The 15,587-nt window shown below is 68.1% G+C and carries 13 protein-coding genes; 11 read left to right on the top strand and 2 right to left on the bottom strand.

Features of this window, described 5'->3' with window-relative positions; translation table 11 throughout:
• Window position 1: 1 nt before the first annotated feature.
• A complete protein-coding gene (locus ACYVN4_RS21545; RefSeq protein WP_460723747.1) occupies window positions 2-1,006 on the bottom strand; it encodes a LacI family DNA-binding transcriptional regulator in 1,005 nt (334 codons plus the stop codon).
• Window positions 1,007-1,254: 248 nt separating this feature from the next.
• Here ACYVN4_RS21545 and ACYVN4_RS21540 point away from each other — a divergent pair, with 248 nt between their 5' ends.
• The 9 genes from ACYVN4_RS21540 to ACYVN4_RS21500 all read left to right on the top strand — a co-directional run bounded on the left by ACYVN4_RS21540 (window position 1,255) and on the right by ACYVN4_RS21500 (window position 11,424).
• Window positions 1,255-2,157 (top strand): TIM barrel protein, encoded by a 903-nt coding sequence (locus ACYVN4_RS21540; RefSeq protein ID WP_460723746.1) that lies wholly within the window; start codon window positions 1,255-1,257, stop codon window positions 2,155-2,157.
• 19 nt (window positions 2,158-2,176) lie between these two features.
• Complete coding sequence (locus ACYVN4_RS21535; RefSeq protein ID WP_460723745.1) at window positions 2,177-3,235, top strand: sugar ABC transporter substrate-binding protein; 1,059 nt, start codon at window positions 2,177-2,179, stop codon at window positions 3,233-3,235.
• A 20-nt stretch (window positions 3,236-3,255) separates the two neighbouring features.
• On the top strand, window positions 3,256-4,305 hold the full coding sequence (locus tag ACYVN4_RS21530) for an ABC transporter permease (protein ID WP_379365046.1): 1,050 nt from the start codon (window positions 3,256-3,258) through the stop codon (window positions 4,303-4,305).
• A complete protein-coding gene (locus ACYVN4_RS21525; protein ID WP_460723744.1) occupies window positions 4,302-5,096 on the top strand; it encodes an ATP-binding cassette domain-containing protein in 795 nt (264 codons plus the stop codon). The genes ACYVN4_RS21530 and ACYVN4_RS21525 overlap by 4 nt, the downstream gene beginning before the upstream one ends.
• 30 nt (window positions 5,097-5,126) lie before the next feature.
• The gene (iolC, locus tag ACYVN4_RS21520; RefSeq protein WP_460723743.1) at window positions 5,127-6,065 is read left to right on the top strand and encodes a 5-dehydro-2-deoxygluconokinase; all 939 of its coding nucleotides are present in this window, start codon (window positions 5,127-5,129) and stop codon (window positions 6,063-6,065) included.
• Complete coding sequence (locus tag ACYVN4_RS21515) at window positions 6,056-6,949, top strand: Cgl0159 family (beta/alpha)8-fold protein (protein ID WP_460723742.1); 894 nt, start codon at window positions 6,056-6,058, stop codon at window positions 6,947-6,949. Before iolC ends, ACYVN4_RS21515 begins: the two co-directional genes overlap by 10 nt.
• Window positions 6,946-7,836, top strand: a complete 891-nt coding sequence (gene iolB / locus ACYVN4_RS21510) for a 5-deoxy-glucuronate isomerase (RefSeq protein ID WP_460723741.1) — start codon at window positions 6,946-6,948, stop codon at window positions 7,834-7,836. Before ACYVN4_RS21515 ends, iolB begins: the two co-directional genes overlap by 4 nt.
• Window positions 7,833-9,773, top strand: a complete 1,941-nt coding sequence (locus tag ACYVN4_RS21505; protein WP_460723740.1) for a thiamine pyrophosphate-dependent enzyme — start codon at window positions 7,833-7,835, stop codon at window positions 9,771-9,773. The genes iolB and ACYVN4_RS21505 overlap by 4 nt, the downstream gene beginning before the upstream one ends.
• Window positions 9,774-9,888: 115 nt before the next feature.
• Window positions 9,889-11,424, top strand: a complete 1,536-nt coding sequence (locus ACYVN4_RS21500) for a hypothetical protein (protein ID WP_460723739.1) — start codon at window positions 9,889-9,891, stop codon at window positions 11,422-11,424.
• 23 nt (window positions 11,425-11,447) lie between these two features.
• Here the strand turns inward: ACYVN4_RS21500 and ACYVN4_RS21495 are convergent, their stop codons facing one another.
• Window positions 11,448-12,362 carry a DUF6630 family protein gene (locus ACYVN4_RS21495; RefSeq protein WP_460723738.1) on the bottom strand — a complete coding sequence of 305 codons (915 nt, stop codon included), beginning with the start codon at window positions 12,360-12,362 and terminating at the stop codon, window positions 11,448-11,450.
• Window positions 12,363-12,641: 279 nt separating this feature from the next.
• On the opposite strand from ACYVN4_RS21495, the gene ACYVN4_RS21490 reads away from it, so the two are divergent.
• Window positions 12,642-14,609, top strand: coding sequence for an MFS transporter (locus tag ACYVN4_RS21490; RefSeq protein WP_460723737.1), 1,968 nt, complete (start codon window positions 12,642-12,644; stop codon window positions 14,607-14,609).
• A 15-nt stretch (window positions 14,610-14,624) separates the two neighbouring features.
• Window positions 14,625-15,539 (top strand): winged helix-turn-helix transcriptional regulator, encoded by a 915-nt coding sequence (locus tag ACYVN4_RS21485; RefSeq protein ID WP_460723736.1) that lies wholly within the window; start codon window positions 14,625-14,627, stop codon window positions 15,537-15,539.
• Window positions 15,540-15,587 lie beyond the last annotated feature (48 nt).

Here is a 15,587-nt window from a genome sequence, read left to right as displayed (position 1 = left end):
GTCAGTCGCGGGGTGGGGCGGTGGTCGAGCGGACGACCAGGGACGGCTCCAGGCGTTTGCGCACCGGTTCGGTGCGCTCGTCACGCAGCCGCTCGGTGAGAGCGCGAACAGCCAACTGGCCGATACTCTTTCGCGGTTGATCGATGGTGGTGAGCGCGACGTGCCGCAGCGCCGCCAGCGAGGTGTTGTCGTAGCCGACGACCGAGACGTCCTCGGGGACACGCAGCCCGGCCTGGTCGAGTGCGGCCATCGCGCCCACGGCGTTGAAATCGTTGCCGCACACGAGCGCGGTGGGAAAGGTACTGGGGGAGAAGAGGTTCAACAGTTTACGAACCGCTGCCGCCCCGGCCTCGTCGGTGTGCTCGCTGGGAATCACCATGGGTTCCAGGTCGTATCGGGTCATGGCCGCGGTGTAGCCCTTGCGTCGGGGCGGGGCCGCGAAGGCCGCGCCGCCGTCGAGGTGCACGATGCGCCGATGTCCCAGGGCGACAAGATGATCCACGGCCAGCGCCGCCCCGAGTTCGCCGTCGTCGTTGACGGTGTCGACCGCGGGGCTGGTGGAGGTGCGTGACACCAACACGATCGGGCAGCGCCCTGCCGCATCGCGAATCGCGGATGCGGGCAGGACCGGCGACAGCAGGATGATGCCGCCGGGCCGGAACGCCAGCAGGCTCTCGAGCGCGGTGCGTTCCCGTCCTGCGCTGCGGCGGCCGGTATTGAGGATGAGTTCGAGCCCGGCCTCCTGGGCGGCCTCGTCCATGCCCTCGACCACATCGGCGAAGAACGGATTCCGTAAGTCCGACACCATGACACCGACGATGTTCGAAGTGCGGCTGGCTAGCGAACGGGCCATGGCGTGCGGCTGATAGCCGAGTTCGGCGGCCGCTTCCAGCACCGCCCGCCGACGATGGTCGCTCACCTTGGGCGAGTTGCGCATGACCAGCGAAACCAGGGCCCGGGAGACGCCCGCCCGTGCGGCGACGTCCTCCATGGTCGGTCTGGTCATGCTCGCCTCCGGGCATTCGGATCGGTGTGTGTCGCACGCTACAGCGTTGCCGCGGGCACTGGCAATAGAGCGCTCTAATCGGATATTCGGGACACGAATTCTGGCCTTCGTTTGCCCTGCAAGACCCTGTTTTCCATGGATACACATGGGTTTTCGGTGCACGATGGGCTCTTGACATGGGAGTGAGCCACGTTACATTGTTGGAGCGCTCCAATGCTGAGTACATACGACGGGTCTGGGAAGTGCCGATGACCGAATCGATCCATCCACTGCGTATCGCCGCCGCGCCGATCTCCTGGGGAGTCTGCGAAGTTCCGGGCTGGGGCCATGTCCTCGAGCCCGCAACGGTCCTGGAGGAGATGGCGGGCCTCGGCCTCGCCGCCACCGAGTTCGGGCCACCGGGCTACCTACCCGACGATCCGGCCGAACTATCGAAACGCTTGAGCGACCACGGGATCGCACCCGTTGGCGGCTTCCTGGCCCTGGCGTTGCACCGCGAACCCGGCCGCGCCTTGGCCACCGCTCGCGAAACGGCCGCCCTCTTCAAGGCGGCCGGTGCCGAGATTCTCGTGCTGGCCGCCGCCACCGGCAGCGACGGGTACGACACCCGCACGCCGCTCGACGATCACGAATGGCGGACCCTGATCGACACCGCCGCCACCGTGGCCGATATCGCCGCCGAACACGGCCTGCGCGTCGCCCTGCACCCGCATGTGGGAACCCATGTCGAGACAGCCGACGAGGTCGCGCGCTTCCTGGCCGACTCCGACCTCGACCTGTGCCTGGACACCGGGCACCTGCTCATCGGCGGCACCGACCCGGTCGAGTTGGCCGCTCACCACGCCGACCGCATCGGCCACATCCACCTCAAGGATGTGCGCGAAGAGCTGGCGGCCGAAGTACGCGGCGGCAGTATCGAATACAGCGAGGCGGTGCGCCGCGGGCTCTACGTCCCGCTGGGCGCCGGCGACGTCGATATCGCGGCCCTGATCCGCGCGGTGCACGCCGCCGGATACCGCGGCTGGTACGTGATCGAGCAGGACACGTCGCTGCGTCCCGGCGACACCGCCGAGGCTCCGACGCGGGATGCTCGAGAAAGTCTGCGACACCTGGCCGAGATCGGCGCTGGTCTCGCCGCGGCTCGGATTTAGTGGGGAGGTGAAGACGACGATGTCCGCGAATCCCTTCTCGCGCGGGTGGCCGCATCCCCGGCCACGCCCGTCCGCGAATCCTCGCTCGCGCCGGTCGGCGAATTCTCGCCGGAGTTGGCTGCGCCTGTCGCCCTGGCTGGCGGCGGCTGCCGTGCTGGCCGCCTGTAGCGGCCCGGGTGCCGATGTCACCGGTCCCACTCAGGCTCCGGCCGCGGTCGGCTCTTTGAAATCGGTGGCCGTGGTGACCCACGGTTCGCCCGGTGACGCCTTCTGGAATGTGGTCAAGAACGGTGCCGAGGCCGCCGGTAAGGATCTCGGTGTCCGGGTGGAGTACAACTCCTCGGGCGATCCGACCCAGCAGGCCAAGCTCATCGACAATGCCGTGGCCCAGGGCGTGGACGGGCTGGTGGTGTCCATGGCCAATCCCGACGCGCTGCAGCCCTCGGTCGAAAAGGCCATCGCCGCGGGCATTCCCGTGGTGACGATCAACTCCGGCGAGGACGAGAGCGTGAAGTTCGGCGCCATCGGCCACGTCGGGCAGAGCGAGCGGATGGCCGGTGAATCCGCCGGTAAACGCCTCGCCGACGCCGGAAAGCACAAGATGCTGTGCGTCATTCACGAGGCGGGCAACGTCGGCGCCAACGAGCGTTGCGCGGGAGCCACCCAGGGCTTCGGCACCGCGACCACGCTGCAGGTGGACATCAACAATCCCACCGACGTGCAGTCCCGTATCAAGGGCGCGCTGGAGGCCGATCGGTCCATCGACGCCGTGCTGACCCTGAATTCGCAGATCGCGGCCCGCGCGGTGGACGCGGTGAAGGAGTCCGCCTCGAAGGCCACCATCGCCACCTTCGACCTGAATTCCGATGTGGTGAGCGCGATCCGGGCGGGAACTCTTTTGTTCGCGGTGGATCAGCAGCAGTACGAGCAGGGCTATCTGCCGGTCGTCATGTTGAAGCTCTACAAGTCGAACCTCAACACGGTGGGCGGCGGCCATCCGGTGCAGACCGGTCCGGCGTTCGTGGACAAGTCCAATGTCGATGCCGTCGCCGCACTCGTCGGCCAGGGCACACGGTGAGCGGGCCGGGAGTGAATGAAATGACTGCTACGACAACGACCGAACCCGCGGTGACCCCGCCGCCGGACCGGCTGGCCATCCTCAACCGGCTGGTGGCCCGCCCCGAGGTGGGCGCGCTGCTGGGCGCGGTGGTGGTGTTCCTCTTCTTCACCGCCATCACGACGAAATTCGTGAAGCCGCTGGGTATTTCGACCTGGTTGGACGACGCCTCGACGCTGGGCATCATGGCGGTGGCGGTGGCCCTGCTCATGATCGGCGGCGAATTCGATCTCTCGACCGGTGTGATGACGGCTTCGACCGCGCTGATCACCGGCCTGCTGGCGGTGCACGCGGGCTGGAATGTGTGGCTGGGACTGGCTGTTTCGCTGGTCTTCGCGCTCACCGTGGGCGCGCTCAACGGCTGGGTGGTGATGCGGACGGGCCTGCCGAGCTTCATCGTCACGTTGGGCACCTTCCTGGCATTGCAGGGCTTGAACCTAGGTGTGACGCGCTGGGCCACCGGCACCGTGCAGGTGTCGGGGGTGCGGTCCGCGGACGGATATCAGTCCGCCGGTTGGGTTTTCGCCTCCACCACCAAGATCGGCAGCGCCAGCATCCAGGCGTCGGTGGTCTGGTGGATCGTGGTGACCGCGGTCGCGGCGCTCGTGCTGGTGCGCACCCGGTTCGGCAACTGGATCTTCGCGGTCGGCGGTTCGCTGCCGACGGCGCGGGCGGTGGGCGTGCCCGCCACCCGCACCAAGATCCTGCTGTTCATGACCACCGCCTTCGCGGGCTGGATCGTGGGTGCGTGCAACCTCATGCGCTTCGCCAGCGTGCAGGCCAATCAGGGTGTGGGACTGGAATTCCAGTACATCATCGCCGCGGTCATCGGCGGCTGCCTGCTCACCGGTGGCTTCGGCTCGGTGGTGGGTGCGGCCATCGGTGCGCTCATCTTCGGCATGGCGCGCCAGGGCATCGTGCTGGCGGGCTGGAACAGCGACTGGTTCATGCTGTTCCTCGGCGTGCTGCTGTTCTCGGCCGTGCTGGTCAACAACGCATTCAAGAAGCGGGCGGAAAGGGTACGGCGATGACCGAACCGGCTGTGGTGCCGCTGATCGAAACAGTGGGCATCGGAAAGAGTTACGGCGGCGTGGTGGCGCTGCGCGACGTGTCGACGGTGGTCAATGCCGGCGAGGTCACCTGCGTGCTGGGCGACAACGGCGCGGGCAAGTCGACGCTGATCAAGATCCTGGCGGGCGTGCACCAGCACGACCACGGGGAGCTGCGGATCGAGGGGCAGCCCACCCGACTGGCCTCGCCGCGTGCGGCTTTGGACCTGGGCATCGCCACGGTCTACCAGGATCTGGCGGTCGTGCCGCTGATGAGCGTGTGGCGCAACTTCGTGCTCGGTTCCGAGCCGGTCAAGCGGTACGGCCCGCTCGAACTGCTGGATCGTAAGCAGGCGCAGGACATCGCCCGAAAAGGGCTGGCGGACATGGGGATCGACATTCCGGATCTGGAGCAGCCGGTGGGCACGCTGTCGGGCGGTCAACGCCAGTGCGTGGCCATCGCCCGGGCCGTGCACTACGGGGCCAAGGTGCTCATCCTCGATGAGCCGACCGCTGCCCTGGGTGTGAAGCAGGCTGGTGTGGTGTTGCGCTATGTCGTGCAGGCGCGTGATCGTGGGCTGGGCGTCGTGCTCATCACCCACAACCCTCACCACGCCTACCCGGTCGGTGACCGGTTCCTGCTGCTCAAACGCGGGGCCATGCTCGGCAGCTACGAGAAGTCGCAGATCGACCTCACCGAGCTGACCCGGCAGATGTCCGGCGGTGCGGAACTCGAAGCGCTGCAACACGAATTGGAGCGGGTCGAGTCGTGAGAGAACCGGTGTCATGAGGGAGCGGGTGTCGTGACGGAGCTGGAAGTTCTGACCATCGGGCGGGTCGGCGTCGACCTGTACCCCGAACAGAGCGGGGTGCCGCTCGCGGAGGTGTCGACCTTCGCGAAATTCCTCGGCGGGACGGCCACCAATGTAGCGGTGGCGGCGGCGCGGCTGGGTCGCCGCGCCGCGGTCCTCACCAAGGTGGGGCCCGACGGGTTCGGCGACTACGTGCGAAACGCGTTGGAGGGGTTCGGGGTTTCGGCCCGGTACGTGGGGACGGCGGCGAATCTGCAGACGCCGGTGGTGTTCTGCGAACTCAACCCGCCCGCCGATCCGCCATTGTTGTTCTATCGCGCGCCCATCGCACCGGATCTCACCCTCTCCGAGGACGAGATCCCCTGGGCTGTGGTGGATTCCGTGCCGCTGCTGTGGGTGACAGGTACCGGCGTGAGCGCCGAACCCGGCCGCTCCACGCAACGCGCGATCCTGCAACGCCGCGCCCGGCACGGGCACACCGTGCTGGATCTGGACTACCGCCCCATGTTCTGGCCGGATGTCGAGACCGCCCGCGCCGAGATCGGCTGGATGGTCGATCACGTGAATGTGGTGGTGGGCAACCGCACCGAGGTGCAGGTGGCCGTCGGCACCGCCGATCCCGACGAGGCCGCCGACCGCCTGCTGGCGCGCGGCGTCCGGCTGGCCGTGGTGAAGCGCGGCGCGGAGGGCGTGCTCATCGCCACCGAGTCCGAGCGCTGGACGGTGCCGCCGTGCCTGGTGGAGGTGGTGTGCGGGCTGGGCGCGGGCGACGGCTTCGGCGGCGCGCTCATCCACGGACTGCTGTCCGGCTGGGACCCGCACCGCTTGGCCAGCTACGCCAATGCCGCCGGCGCGCTGGTGGCTTCGCGCCTGGCCTGCGCCGACGCCATGCCGACCGATGCCGAAATCGAGGAGATGCTGTGCACCTGACCGACGCGCGCTGGTACGACCTACTGCACACCCGCGCCACGGACCCCGAGGCGGTGCGGAGGGCGTACGCCGACCGGCGTCGACGTCCGAACATGCTGTCGGACAAGGGAACCCTGTTCCTGGTCGCCGCCGACCATCCGGCGCGCGGGGCGCTCGGCGTCGGTGCGGACCGCACCGCCATGGCCGACCGCCGCACCCTGCTGGAGCGGCTGCTCATCGCCCTGGCCAATCCGGCCGTCGACGGCGTGCTCGGCTCCCCGGACATCGTCGAAGAGTTGCTGCTGCTCGACGCCGTGCACGAGAAGATCGTTATCGGCTCCATGAACCGCGGCGGCCTGGCCGGGGCCGACTGGGAAATCGACGACCGCTTCACCGGCTACGACGCCGAATCCCTGGTGAAGTACCGCCTCGACGGCGGCAAAATGCTGCTGCGCCTGGTGGATTCGGACCCGGGTACCATCCCCACCCTGGAAGCCTGCGCCCGCGCGGTCTCGGAACTGGCCGAGCACGGGCTGATGGCGATGGTCGAACCGCTGCCGTACGCGCGCGACGCGACGGGTGCGCTGGAAATGCACAAGGACGCCGCCTCCCTGCAGCGGGCCATCACCGTCGCCTCCGGCCTGGGTATCACCTCCGCCTACACCTGGCTGAAAATCCCTGCCCCGGACGAGGTCTCGGTCCTCGACGCCACCACCCTGCCGGTACTGGTCCTCGGCGGCGCACCCTCCGGTGACCCGGAAGCCGACCTCGCCTCCTGGGGTGCGGCCCTGCGCCACGACGTCGCCCGCGGGTTGGTCGTCGGTCGCAGCCTGCTCTACCCACCCGACGGAGACGTCGCGGGCGCGGTGCAGGCGGCGGCTCGCGTCCTGGAGGCTGCGAGATGAAGGACTTGCATCGACCGCACGGAACATTGAGCAGCGCAGCCGATCCCGTGCTGCTGACCCCGGAGGATGCGGGATGGTCGTACACCGGGTTGCGGGTGCTGCGGCTGGCGGCGGGGGAGCGGCGGGTCCTCGACACCGGGGAGTTCGAGGCTTTCGTGCTGCCGTTGGCGGGGGCTTGCACGGTGCGGGTGGACGGGGCGGTGTTCGAACTCGCCGGGCGGGACTCGGTTTTCACGCGGGTCACCGACTTCGCGTATGTGCCACGGGATGCCGAGGTGGAGATATCCACCGTGGGCGGGATCGAAGTGGCGTTGCCGATGGCGCGATGCGGACGTCGGCTGGAGCCGAAATACGGCCCGGCCGAAAAGGTTCCGGTGGAGGTGCGCGGGGCAGGGCAAGCTACGCGGCAGGTGACGAACTTCGGGTCGCCGGGAGTGTGGGAGCACGCCGACAAGCTGAATGCCTGTGAACTCATTACGCCGGACGGGAATTGGTCGTCGTATCCGCCGCACAAGCACGACGAGGCGTCGGAGTGCGAGGTCGTGAACGAGGAGATCTACTACTTCCGGATCGCGGGGCGGGACGGAATCACCCCGGGGCGTGAAGGATTCGGCATGCACCGGACCTACACGACCGACGGGGCGCTCGACGAGAACGTTGCGGTCCGCGACGGAGATGTGTTCCTGGTGCCGCACGGCTATCACGGCCCCTGCATCGCCGCCCCCGGTTACCCCATGTACTACCTGAACGTGCTGGCCGGACCCGCGCCGGAACGATCCATGGCCTTCTGTGACGACCCCGCGCACGCCTGGGTGCGAGCGGCATGGGCCGATCAGCCAGTGGATCCGCGCTGCCCGGTCACCTCCCATGAAGGACGCCTCGGATGAAGCTCACCACCGCGCAAGCGCTGGTCGCGTGGATGATCGCGCAACGCTCACAAACCCTCGACGGCCGCGAAGTCCCCTTGTTCCCAGCGGTTTTCGCCATCTTCGGCCACGGCAACGTGCTCGGGCTGGGCACCGCACTGGCCGAGCGCCGCGACGAGATCCCGGTCTGGCGCGGCCATACCGAGGAAGGCATGGCCCTGGCAGCGGTCGGGCTGGCCAAAGCCACCCATCGCCGTCAGGTGGGCGTCGCCACCTCCTCGATCGGCCCGGGCGCACTGAACATGGTGACGGCCGCCGGTGTGGCACACGCGAACCGGCTGCCCCTGCTCCTCCTCCCCGGCGACACCTTCGTCAGCCGCGCCCCGGACCCGGTACTGCAACAGGTCGAGCACTTCGGCGACCCGACCATCACCGTGAACGACGCGTTCCGTCCGGTGAGCCGCTATTTCGATCGAATCACCCGGCCCGAGCAGCTGATTGCGACGCTCCCGCAGGTGGCACGCGTGCTCACCGACCCCGCCGACACCGGCCCGGTGGTGCTGGCGCTGCCGCAGGACGTGCAGGCCGAAACCTACGACTTCCCCGACGCGCTGTTCGAACCCGTGGTGCACCGGGTGCCGCGCCCCCGTCCCGATCGGGGTGCGCTCGCCGAGGCGGCACGAGTCCTGCGCGAATCGCAACGCCCGCTGCTGGTATTGGGCGGGGGAGTCCGCTACTCCGGTGCCACCGGGGTCGCCTTGGAATTCGCCAGGCGGTATGGCATTCCGGTCACCGAGACGACGGCCGGGCGCACTCTCGTGCCCCACCATCACCGGTTGTATGCGGGTCCGCTCGGCATCACGGGCGCGGCGTCGGCCAACACCCTGGCCGCGGCCGCCGACGTGGTGCTGGCCGTCGGCACTCGGCTGCAGGACTTCACCACCGCGTCCTGGACGGTCTTCGCACCGGAGGTGCGGATCGTGCACATCAACGCCGCGCGCTTCGATGCGGTCAAGCACGGTGCACTCGCCGTGGTCGGTGACGCCGCCGCGACGCTGCAGGACCTCGACGCGATGCTGATCGAACCGAAGCCTGAACTCGGCGGCTGGCTCGTGGATTCGGACTGGACGGTCCGGGCGGCAGCGGTGCGTGCGGAATGGGACGCCCACATCGACAGACTCCGCGCCCCCACCCCCGGCCCGCCCACGTACGCCCAGATCGTCGGCGTGGTCAACGAACTCAGCACTGCCGCGGACTACGTCATGACCGCCTCCGGCGGTCTTCCTGGCGAACTTGTCGGTGGCTGGCGCGCCCCCACCGCCCCACCGACCATGGATGTCGAGTACGGCTTCTCCTGTATGGGATACGAACTCGCCGGAGCCTGGGGCGCGGCGATCGCCCGGTCAGCCGCCACGCGCGCCGCCGCGCGGCGAGATCGGTGGGCCGCGGTGCGTCCGGTGGGGGTGGCCCAGGAGCAGCCGGAGGGGCTGGTCACTACATTGCTCGGGGACGGCTCGTATCTGATGTTGAACTCGGAGTTGTTCTCCGCGGCTTTCGCCGGGCATCCGCTGGTCGCGGTGGTGTGCGACAACGATGGGTATGCCGTCATCGCACGATTGCAGGAGGGGCAGGGGGCGGAGCCGTTCAACAACTTCTACGCCGACTGCCGGACCAATCACGCCGAGCCGCCGCGGGTCGACTTCGCGGCGCACGCGCGGGCGCTGGGGTGCCCGGTGTTCACTGCGAGCGAACTTGCGGACTTCCGCGTGGCGTACGGCGGGGCGCGGGAGGCGGCCGTCGCGCAACAGCGGCCCGCGGTCGTGGTGGTGCGTACCCAGCCGTCGTCGTGGACCGAGGCGGGTGCGTGGTGGGAAGTGGGTGTGCCGCAGCATCTCTCGGGTCACGCGGAGCTCGAGCAGGGCAAAGCGCGGCAGTTGCGCCACACCGGGCGGAGTTGATCGCACCGGTCGTATGCAGCGGCGAGTCGATCCGGGCAAACCTCCACTTGGGTGACCGGGGGCCCGAATTTGTGGCAGACTCGGCGCAAACCCAGCATGGCCTCGGTGGCCTGCGATGTCAGGGTTCAGTTACGGGAGTTTGAAGGTCGCAATGGATCTCAGCGCCATCGAGCGCCAGGTGGCCACGGACCGCGGGGCCGCGCGGGACCGGACGCCCGAAGCCGAGCTGGCCCTGGCGACCTCCCTGTGTGAACTGGCACGTGGCCTGATGGCCACCAAATCCGACCCGGCGCAGCGGGATCGCTCCCCGTCGGCGCTGGAGCCCGCGCAGGAGGCGGTGCTCATCCGGCTGCGCTGGCTCACGGCCGGGCATGTCACCGCACCCTTCGCCGCGGAGGTGACCGAGGCGCTGCGGCTGTTCGAACTGGCCGCCCGCACCATCGGTCACCGGGAGCTCGCCACCTCCACCATCCGCAATGCCTGTCAGGCGTATCGGCATGTGGCACAGAACTATCCGCTCGCGGCGGGGGCGTCGGCGGACGCGCTGTCCAAGTGCAGCGTGTGGCTGTGCCGCCTGGATCCGAAGGCGGCGGTGGCGGCGGGTGAGGACGCGGTGCGCATTCGCGCCGGACTCTTCGCCGCCGACCCGGATCAGGCCAACCGGTACCTGGCCTCCCTCAACACCCTGCTGCGCACCCTCATGGTGGGTCGGCAGCGCAAGCAGGCGCTGGCCATGTACCGCGAATGCTATGCGGGTGTCACCACCCCGGCTATGACGCAGCGGTTGCGCGAGATCCGGGTCGAGGACATCGGATTCATGAGCAAGACCGTCACCGCCTTGCGCAAGCTCGAATGCGCCACCCTGGAGCGGGCGGGTTACCTGACCCAGCAGCAGATCCTCTATCAGACGGCCGGTGACCTGGCCACCATCGAAGAGGTGAACTGGCAGCTGGCCTTGGTCGGCCTCAAGCCGATCGCTGCGGGCGCACTACCCGACCAGCCCTCCAAGCCGGTCGAGATCAGCACCTCCTTCGGCGCGCTGGCCGTGCGCTGCTCCAGCCGCAATGCCGTCACCCTGGTCCGGGCCGCTCTACTGGCCGCCTACACCGCCGACGGCGCGTCCGCCGTGCCCAGCACGGCCTACCTGGGTGTTGACGAAAAGCACTGGAGCACACCGGAACCCGAATCGAACCCGGCCGAACGCCTGGGCGAGGACGTGGTCCTCATCGAGAAGGTCTCCGAACACTGGGTCTCGGTCAAGAGCCTGAACTGGGAGGTCGCCCCCGTCGGCCGCCACCCGGTGGCCCTGCGCCTGTCCCAGGAATGGCCGGTGGTCAGCGTCACCACCACCGAGAACATCTCCTACGAACTGTGCTGGTACGAGGGCGGCGCCGCCACCCAGTACGCCGCACTCGGCCTCCCCGCCGCCCAGACCCCCCTCGAAAAGCCTTTGGCCCCCTTGGATTTCAAGGCCCTCTCCGACTACGGCGCCGACTACGCCTCCGAAACCCAGGTCCGCTCCGCCTTCGGCAACACCACCATGTTCACCAAACTCACCTGCCTCCCCGGCAGCGGCATCCGCCAAGCCGCCGAAGCAGGCCCCCTCTCCGCCCACGGCGCCAACACCCTCTACTTCCGCAACGCCGACTGAGTCCTTCCGCAACACGACTCGGCTCAGCCCAGCACCTCGACCCGCTTGCCGAATTCGGCGGTCGACGCGCGCAACGGGTCGAGGCGGTCGGTCGGGAGGAAGGTGAGCGCGTAGTCGTCGCCATCGGTTTCCAGGGAGACGAGGACGCTGCCGGTGTGTTGAGCGTGTTCGCCCACGTGCTTCAGGAAGGCTTCGGCGCGGTCGTTGGCGTGCCAGTCGGCCGTCGCGGTTACGAAGGCGGGGTACCACTCCCAGGACAGTGCGGGTGGGCAGGACGGTAAGCGTTGCAGCGCCCTCTGCATGTCGTCCACGTCTTCCTTGCAGTCGAATTGGCCGAGGATGCCGAGTCCGCCGAAGAAGGGTTCGCCGAGTGTGGTGAGCAGACCGCGCCAGGGGCCGGAGCGGTGGGCTTGGAGGGGGTGGGCCACGGCAGCATGGACCGTGGCCACGGGCCAGGGGTGATCGGGCATGAGCAGTTCCGCGATGGACAGCAGGGTCCGGATCGTGTCGGTCGCGGGTTCGGGTGGTTGCGGGATCAGCTCCTCGAGCAGTACCTCGCCCGGGCCGTCGACCCAGCCCTTGGCGTGCACCTCGAGTGGTGAGGCGACCGATAGCAGGTCGCGGAGCACCTCGATCGCCACGAGTGTGATCTCCCGGCAATCGTCGGCGTTCGGCGTCGTGTGGGTGTTGTCCCAGATCCCGTAGTGCCACAGCGGCCCGTACGCGCCCGGCGGACCCCACCCGGCGTCGGCCAGCACCTGACGCTGCGCGTCCGACAGGTCGTCGGACACCTCGAGCACCAGGCAGCCCGGCTGCTTGGCGAACTGCAGAAAATTCTCGACCCCGGTCAACTCCAGGATCAACACCGTCTCGTGCGGGCTGTAGATCAACAGCGCCGCCAACCCCGAGGCGAACTCGTACCACTCCCGGTCACTCATCGAACATCCGATCACCCCGGCAACTCACCTGTCGGACAACATGATTGCAGTCCGGGCCGACAGGATCGAGTTCGCTGGTCACCGCCCGGACGAACCGGGTGGCAGGAATGTTGCGGATGCCCGATTGGCGCATTTTGTCGCAACTGTCCAGTCCTGATTTCGGTAACAGTGATTCAAGTCACTCATGACAGTTACCCTGTTTTCACCCGGCTGCTCGTGCTGCTCGACGAAGGGTCGTCCGGTCACGCGAAATGCCGTGGACAGAAAGGCGTCTCGAACATGAGTAGCATTCCGACCGCGGTGCCCCCTGCCGCGGAATTTCCCCCGCCGACGCTGGTCACCGGGCTGTGGCAGCGGAAGCTGCCGCGCTATCCGGAAACGCCCGCCCGGTCCTGGTACCTATTCCTCGTCGTGGTGGTATCGGTCGCGCTGTATTACCAGCTGTTCGTCTCGGGCGCGGTGGGCAATCAGCTGATCGCCTACTTCCACCTGACCTTCGCCTACTTCGTCGGCATCTTCATCGTCGGCGCGGCGTTCGGCGCGGTGGCGTCGGTGGTGACCGGGGTGCTGGACCGCTGGGGGCGAGCCAATATCGTCGCCTACGGCACGGTCGTCACCTCGCTGCTCACGCTGTTCGCGCAACCGCAGTGCACGAGCAAGGAGGCCTACCTCGCGGTCTACTGCTTGATCAGCATTGTCGAGGGCGCGGTGCTGGTGGCCACCCCCGCGCTGGTGCGCGACTTCTCGCCGCAGCTGGACCGCGCGTCGGCGATGGGGTTCTGGACGCTGGGCCCGGTGCTCGGCGCATTGGTCACCACCGAGATCTCCACCCACACCCTGGACGCGCACCCGGACTGGCAGTACCACTACCGGCTGTCGGGCGTGATCTGCCTGGTGATCTCGATCGTCGGCCTGATCGGATTGCGCGAGTTGAGTCCCCGGCTGCGCGACCAGATCATGGTCTCGCTGCGGGACAAGGCGCTCATCGAGGCGCGGGCGCGCGGGCTGGATGTCGATGCGCTGGAACGCAATCAGTGGAAGCAGATGATGCATCTCGACATCGTCGGCTCGGCGCTGGCGATCTCGATCTTCCTGGCGTTCTTCTACACGATCGTCTCGTTCTTGCCGGTCTATATGGCGACCAACTTCGGATTCACTGCGGCGCAGGCGAATTCGCTGGGCAACTGGTATTGGATCGCGAGCGCCATCTCGCTGGTGTTGACCGGGATCGTCTCCGACGCCATGAAGGTCCGAAAACCCTTCATGGTCTTCGGCGCGATCGTCAGCATCATCGGCGGCTACGTATTCCTCAGCTACACCGATAGACCCGGCACCGACTACTACACCTTCGCGGTGGTCATGAGCTTCACCGCGATCGGCAGCGGCATCGCCTACTCGACCTGGATGGCGAGCTTCACCGAGACGGTGGAGAAGCGCAATCCCGCCGCCACCGCGGTCGGGCTCGCGGTCTGGGGTGGCGTGCTGCGGACCGTGGTGACGTTCGTGCTGCTGGGGTTGCTGTTCGTGGTCACCGCGGCGGGCACGCTGGTCAACTACGGGCCACGGCTGCAGACCATCAATGCCAAGTACCACAACGAGATCGCCACCATCCAGACCGTCGGCGCGGACACGTTGACGGCATTGGGCAAGAATCCCAATGACGAAACGGCGCAAGTCGCGGCGCTGGTGAAACTCACCGGCGACGCACCGGCGGACGTGAAGACGACCGTCGAACTCAACGCCAAATACCCCGACGAGCTGGCCACCCTGCAAGCGATCGATTCGGGCGTGCTGGTGAAGCTGCTGACGAATCCGAACGATCAGGCGAGTGCGGCGACCGCGGTCGCCCAGGTCGCCACGAAGTTCAAGATCCCGCCGGATCAGGCCATCGCCCGGATCACCGCCGCGCAGAAGGTGCCGGTCGATCAGCTGGCCGTCGCCTCGCAGACCGGTCCCGCGCTGACCGCGGCGAGCGCGAAACTGCAAGCGGTGAGCGCCATGCCCGCCGACGATCTGGCCTACCTGTCCGCGCACGGTCAGGATGTGGCGCAGGCGCAGGCGGATTCGCCCAAGCAGTGGAAGCGCTGGTGGTGGATCTGCCTGATCGCGCAGATCTGCTTCATCCCGTTCGTGTTCATCATGGCCGGGCACTGGAGCCCGAAGAAGGCGGCCGCGGAGGCGGCGGAGCACGACGAGGCGGTGCAGCGCGAACTGGCCACGCTGGGAGAGCCGGTGCGCACGGAATGAACTACAGTTAGTGAAGTGACGAATGCGGTGGCCGCGACCTTCGATCTGCTCGGTGATCGCCTGACGCTGACGATCCTGCGGCACGCCTTCGTCGATCACACTCGCCGGTTCACCCAGTGGGCCGACCGCACCGGAGCGCCGCCCGCCGTGCTCACCGCACGGCTGGCGGCGCTCGTCGATGCCGGGGTGCTCGAGCGGGTCCCGCTCGCCGGGCGCAGCGGCGAGCGCAGCGAATACCGGCTCACCGACCTGGGTTTGGCGACCTGGGAGATCCTGGTGTGCGTATGGTCCTGGCAGCGGGAGTGGACCGGGGAATGGGCGCTGCTGCCGGAGTTCGCCCACACCGCGTGCGGGCATCGCGGGCCGCCGGTGGTCATGTGCCGCGGTTGCGGGCGCGATGTCACCGCCCATGACACCGAGGTCGAGCTGGATCGGGATGTGTTGTGGCAGCTGACTTCCGGGCGTCGCCGTTCCGCGCGCCCCGTTCCGGCAGGCGACGATGCCCGGTTCGACGAGATCATGGAGGCCATCGGCGACCGGTGGAGCGCGGCCGTTACCGGGCTGGCACTGGCGGGGGTGCGGCGGTTCTCGGAATTCCGTGCGGCGCTGGACATGTCGCCGACGACCTTGACCGAGCGGCTGAGCAGGCTGGTCGACGCGGGGATTCTGCACCGGCCCGAGCCGGGCGGACGGGACTACCGGCTGACACCGCGGGGTCGAGCCTTGTTCGGTGTCTTCGCATTTCTGCTTGCATGGTCCGAACGCGCACATCCCGACTCACCGGAATCCGGATTGCGTATCCGGCACAAGGAATGCGGGGTCGTGCTGGTCCCGGCGCTGCGCTGCCGGGGTTGCGGGGCGGAGCTGGGCCGCCGGGACGTACGTTTCGAGCCCTCGCCGCCGCGTCCGGCTCTTGACAGCCTCCACTGAGACGCGTATCACTTCATTAACTGTAGTGAACTTCGCCGGGCGCTCGCT

This window comes from Nocardia heshunensis (assembly GCF_054782115.1).
Note: the sequence above shows the minus strand (reverse complement) of the source record. Positions and strands in the feature narration are given on the sequence as shown.

Excerpts from the sequence above, each read along its gene's own strand:
- ACYVN4_RS21535 (WP_460723745.1), top strand. The coding sequence starts at position 2,177 with ATGTCCGCGAATCCCTTCTCGCGCGGGTGGCCGCATCCCCGGCCACGC.
- ACYVN4_RS21545 (WP_460723747.1), bottom strand. The coding sequence starts at position 1,006 with ATGACCAGACCGACCATGGAGGACGTCGCCGCACGGGCGGGCGTCTCC.
- ACYVN4_RS21500 (WP_460723739.1), top strand. The coding sequence starts at position 9,889 with ATGTCAGGGTTCAGTTACGGGAGTTTGAAGGTCGCAATGGATCTCAGC.
- ACYVN4_RS21530 (WP_379365046.1), top strand. The coding sequence starts at position 3,256 with ATGACTGCTACGACAACGACCGAACCCGCGGTGACCCCGCCGCCGGAC.
- ACYVN4_RS21505 (WP_460723740.1), top strand. The coding sequence starts at position 7,833 with ATGAAGCTCACCACCGCGCAAGCGCTGGTCGCGTGGATGATCGCGCAA.
- ACYVN4_RS21525 (WP_460723744.1), top strand. The coding sequence starts at position 4,302 with ATGACCGAACCGGCTGTGGTGCCGCTGATCGAAACAGTGGGCATCGGA.
- ACYVN4_RS21540 (WP_460723746.1), top strand. The coding sequence starts at position 1,255 with ATGACCGAATCGATCCATCCACTGCGTATCGCCGCCGCGCCGATCTCC.
- iolB (WP_460723741.1), top strand. The coding sequence starts at position 6,946 with ATGAAGGACTTGCATCGACCGCACGGAACATTGAGCAGCGCAGCCGAT.
- ACYVN4_RS21490 (WP_460723737.1), top strand. The coding sequence starts at position 12,642 with ATGAGTAGCATTCCGACCGCGGTGCCCCCTGCCGCGGAATTTCCCCCG.
- ACYVN4_RS21495 (WP_460723738.1), bottom strand. The coding sequence starts at position 12,362 with ATGAGTGACCGGGAGTGGTACGAGTTCGCCTCGGGGTTGGCGGCGCTG.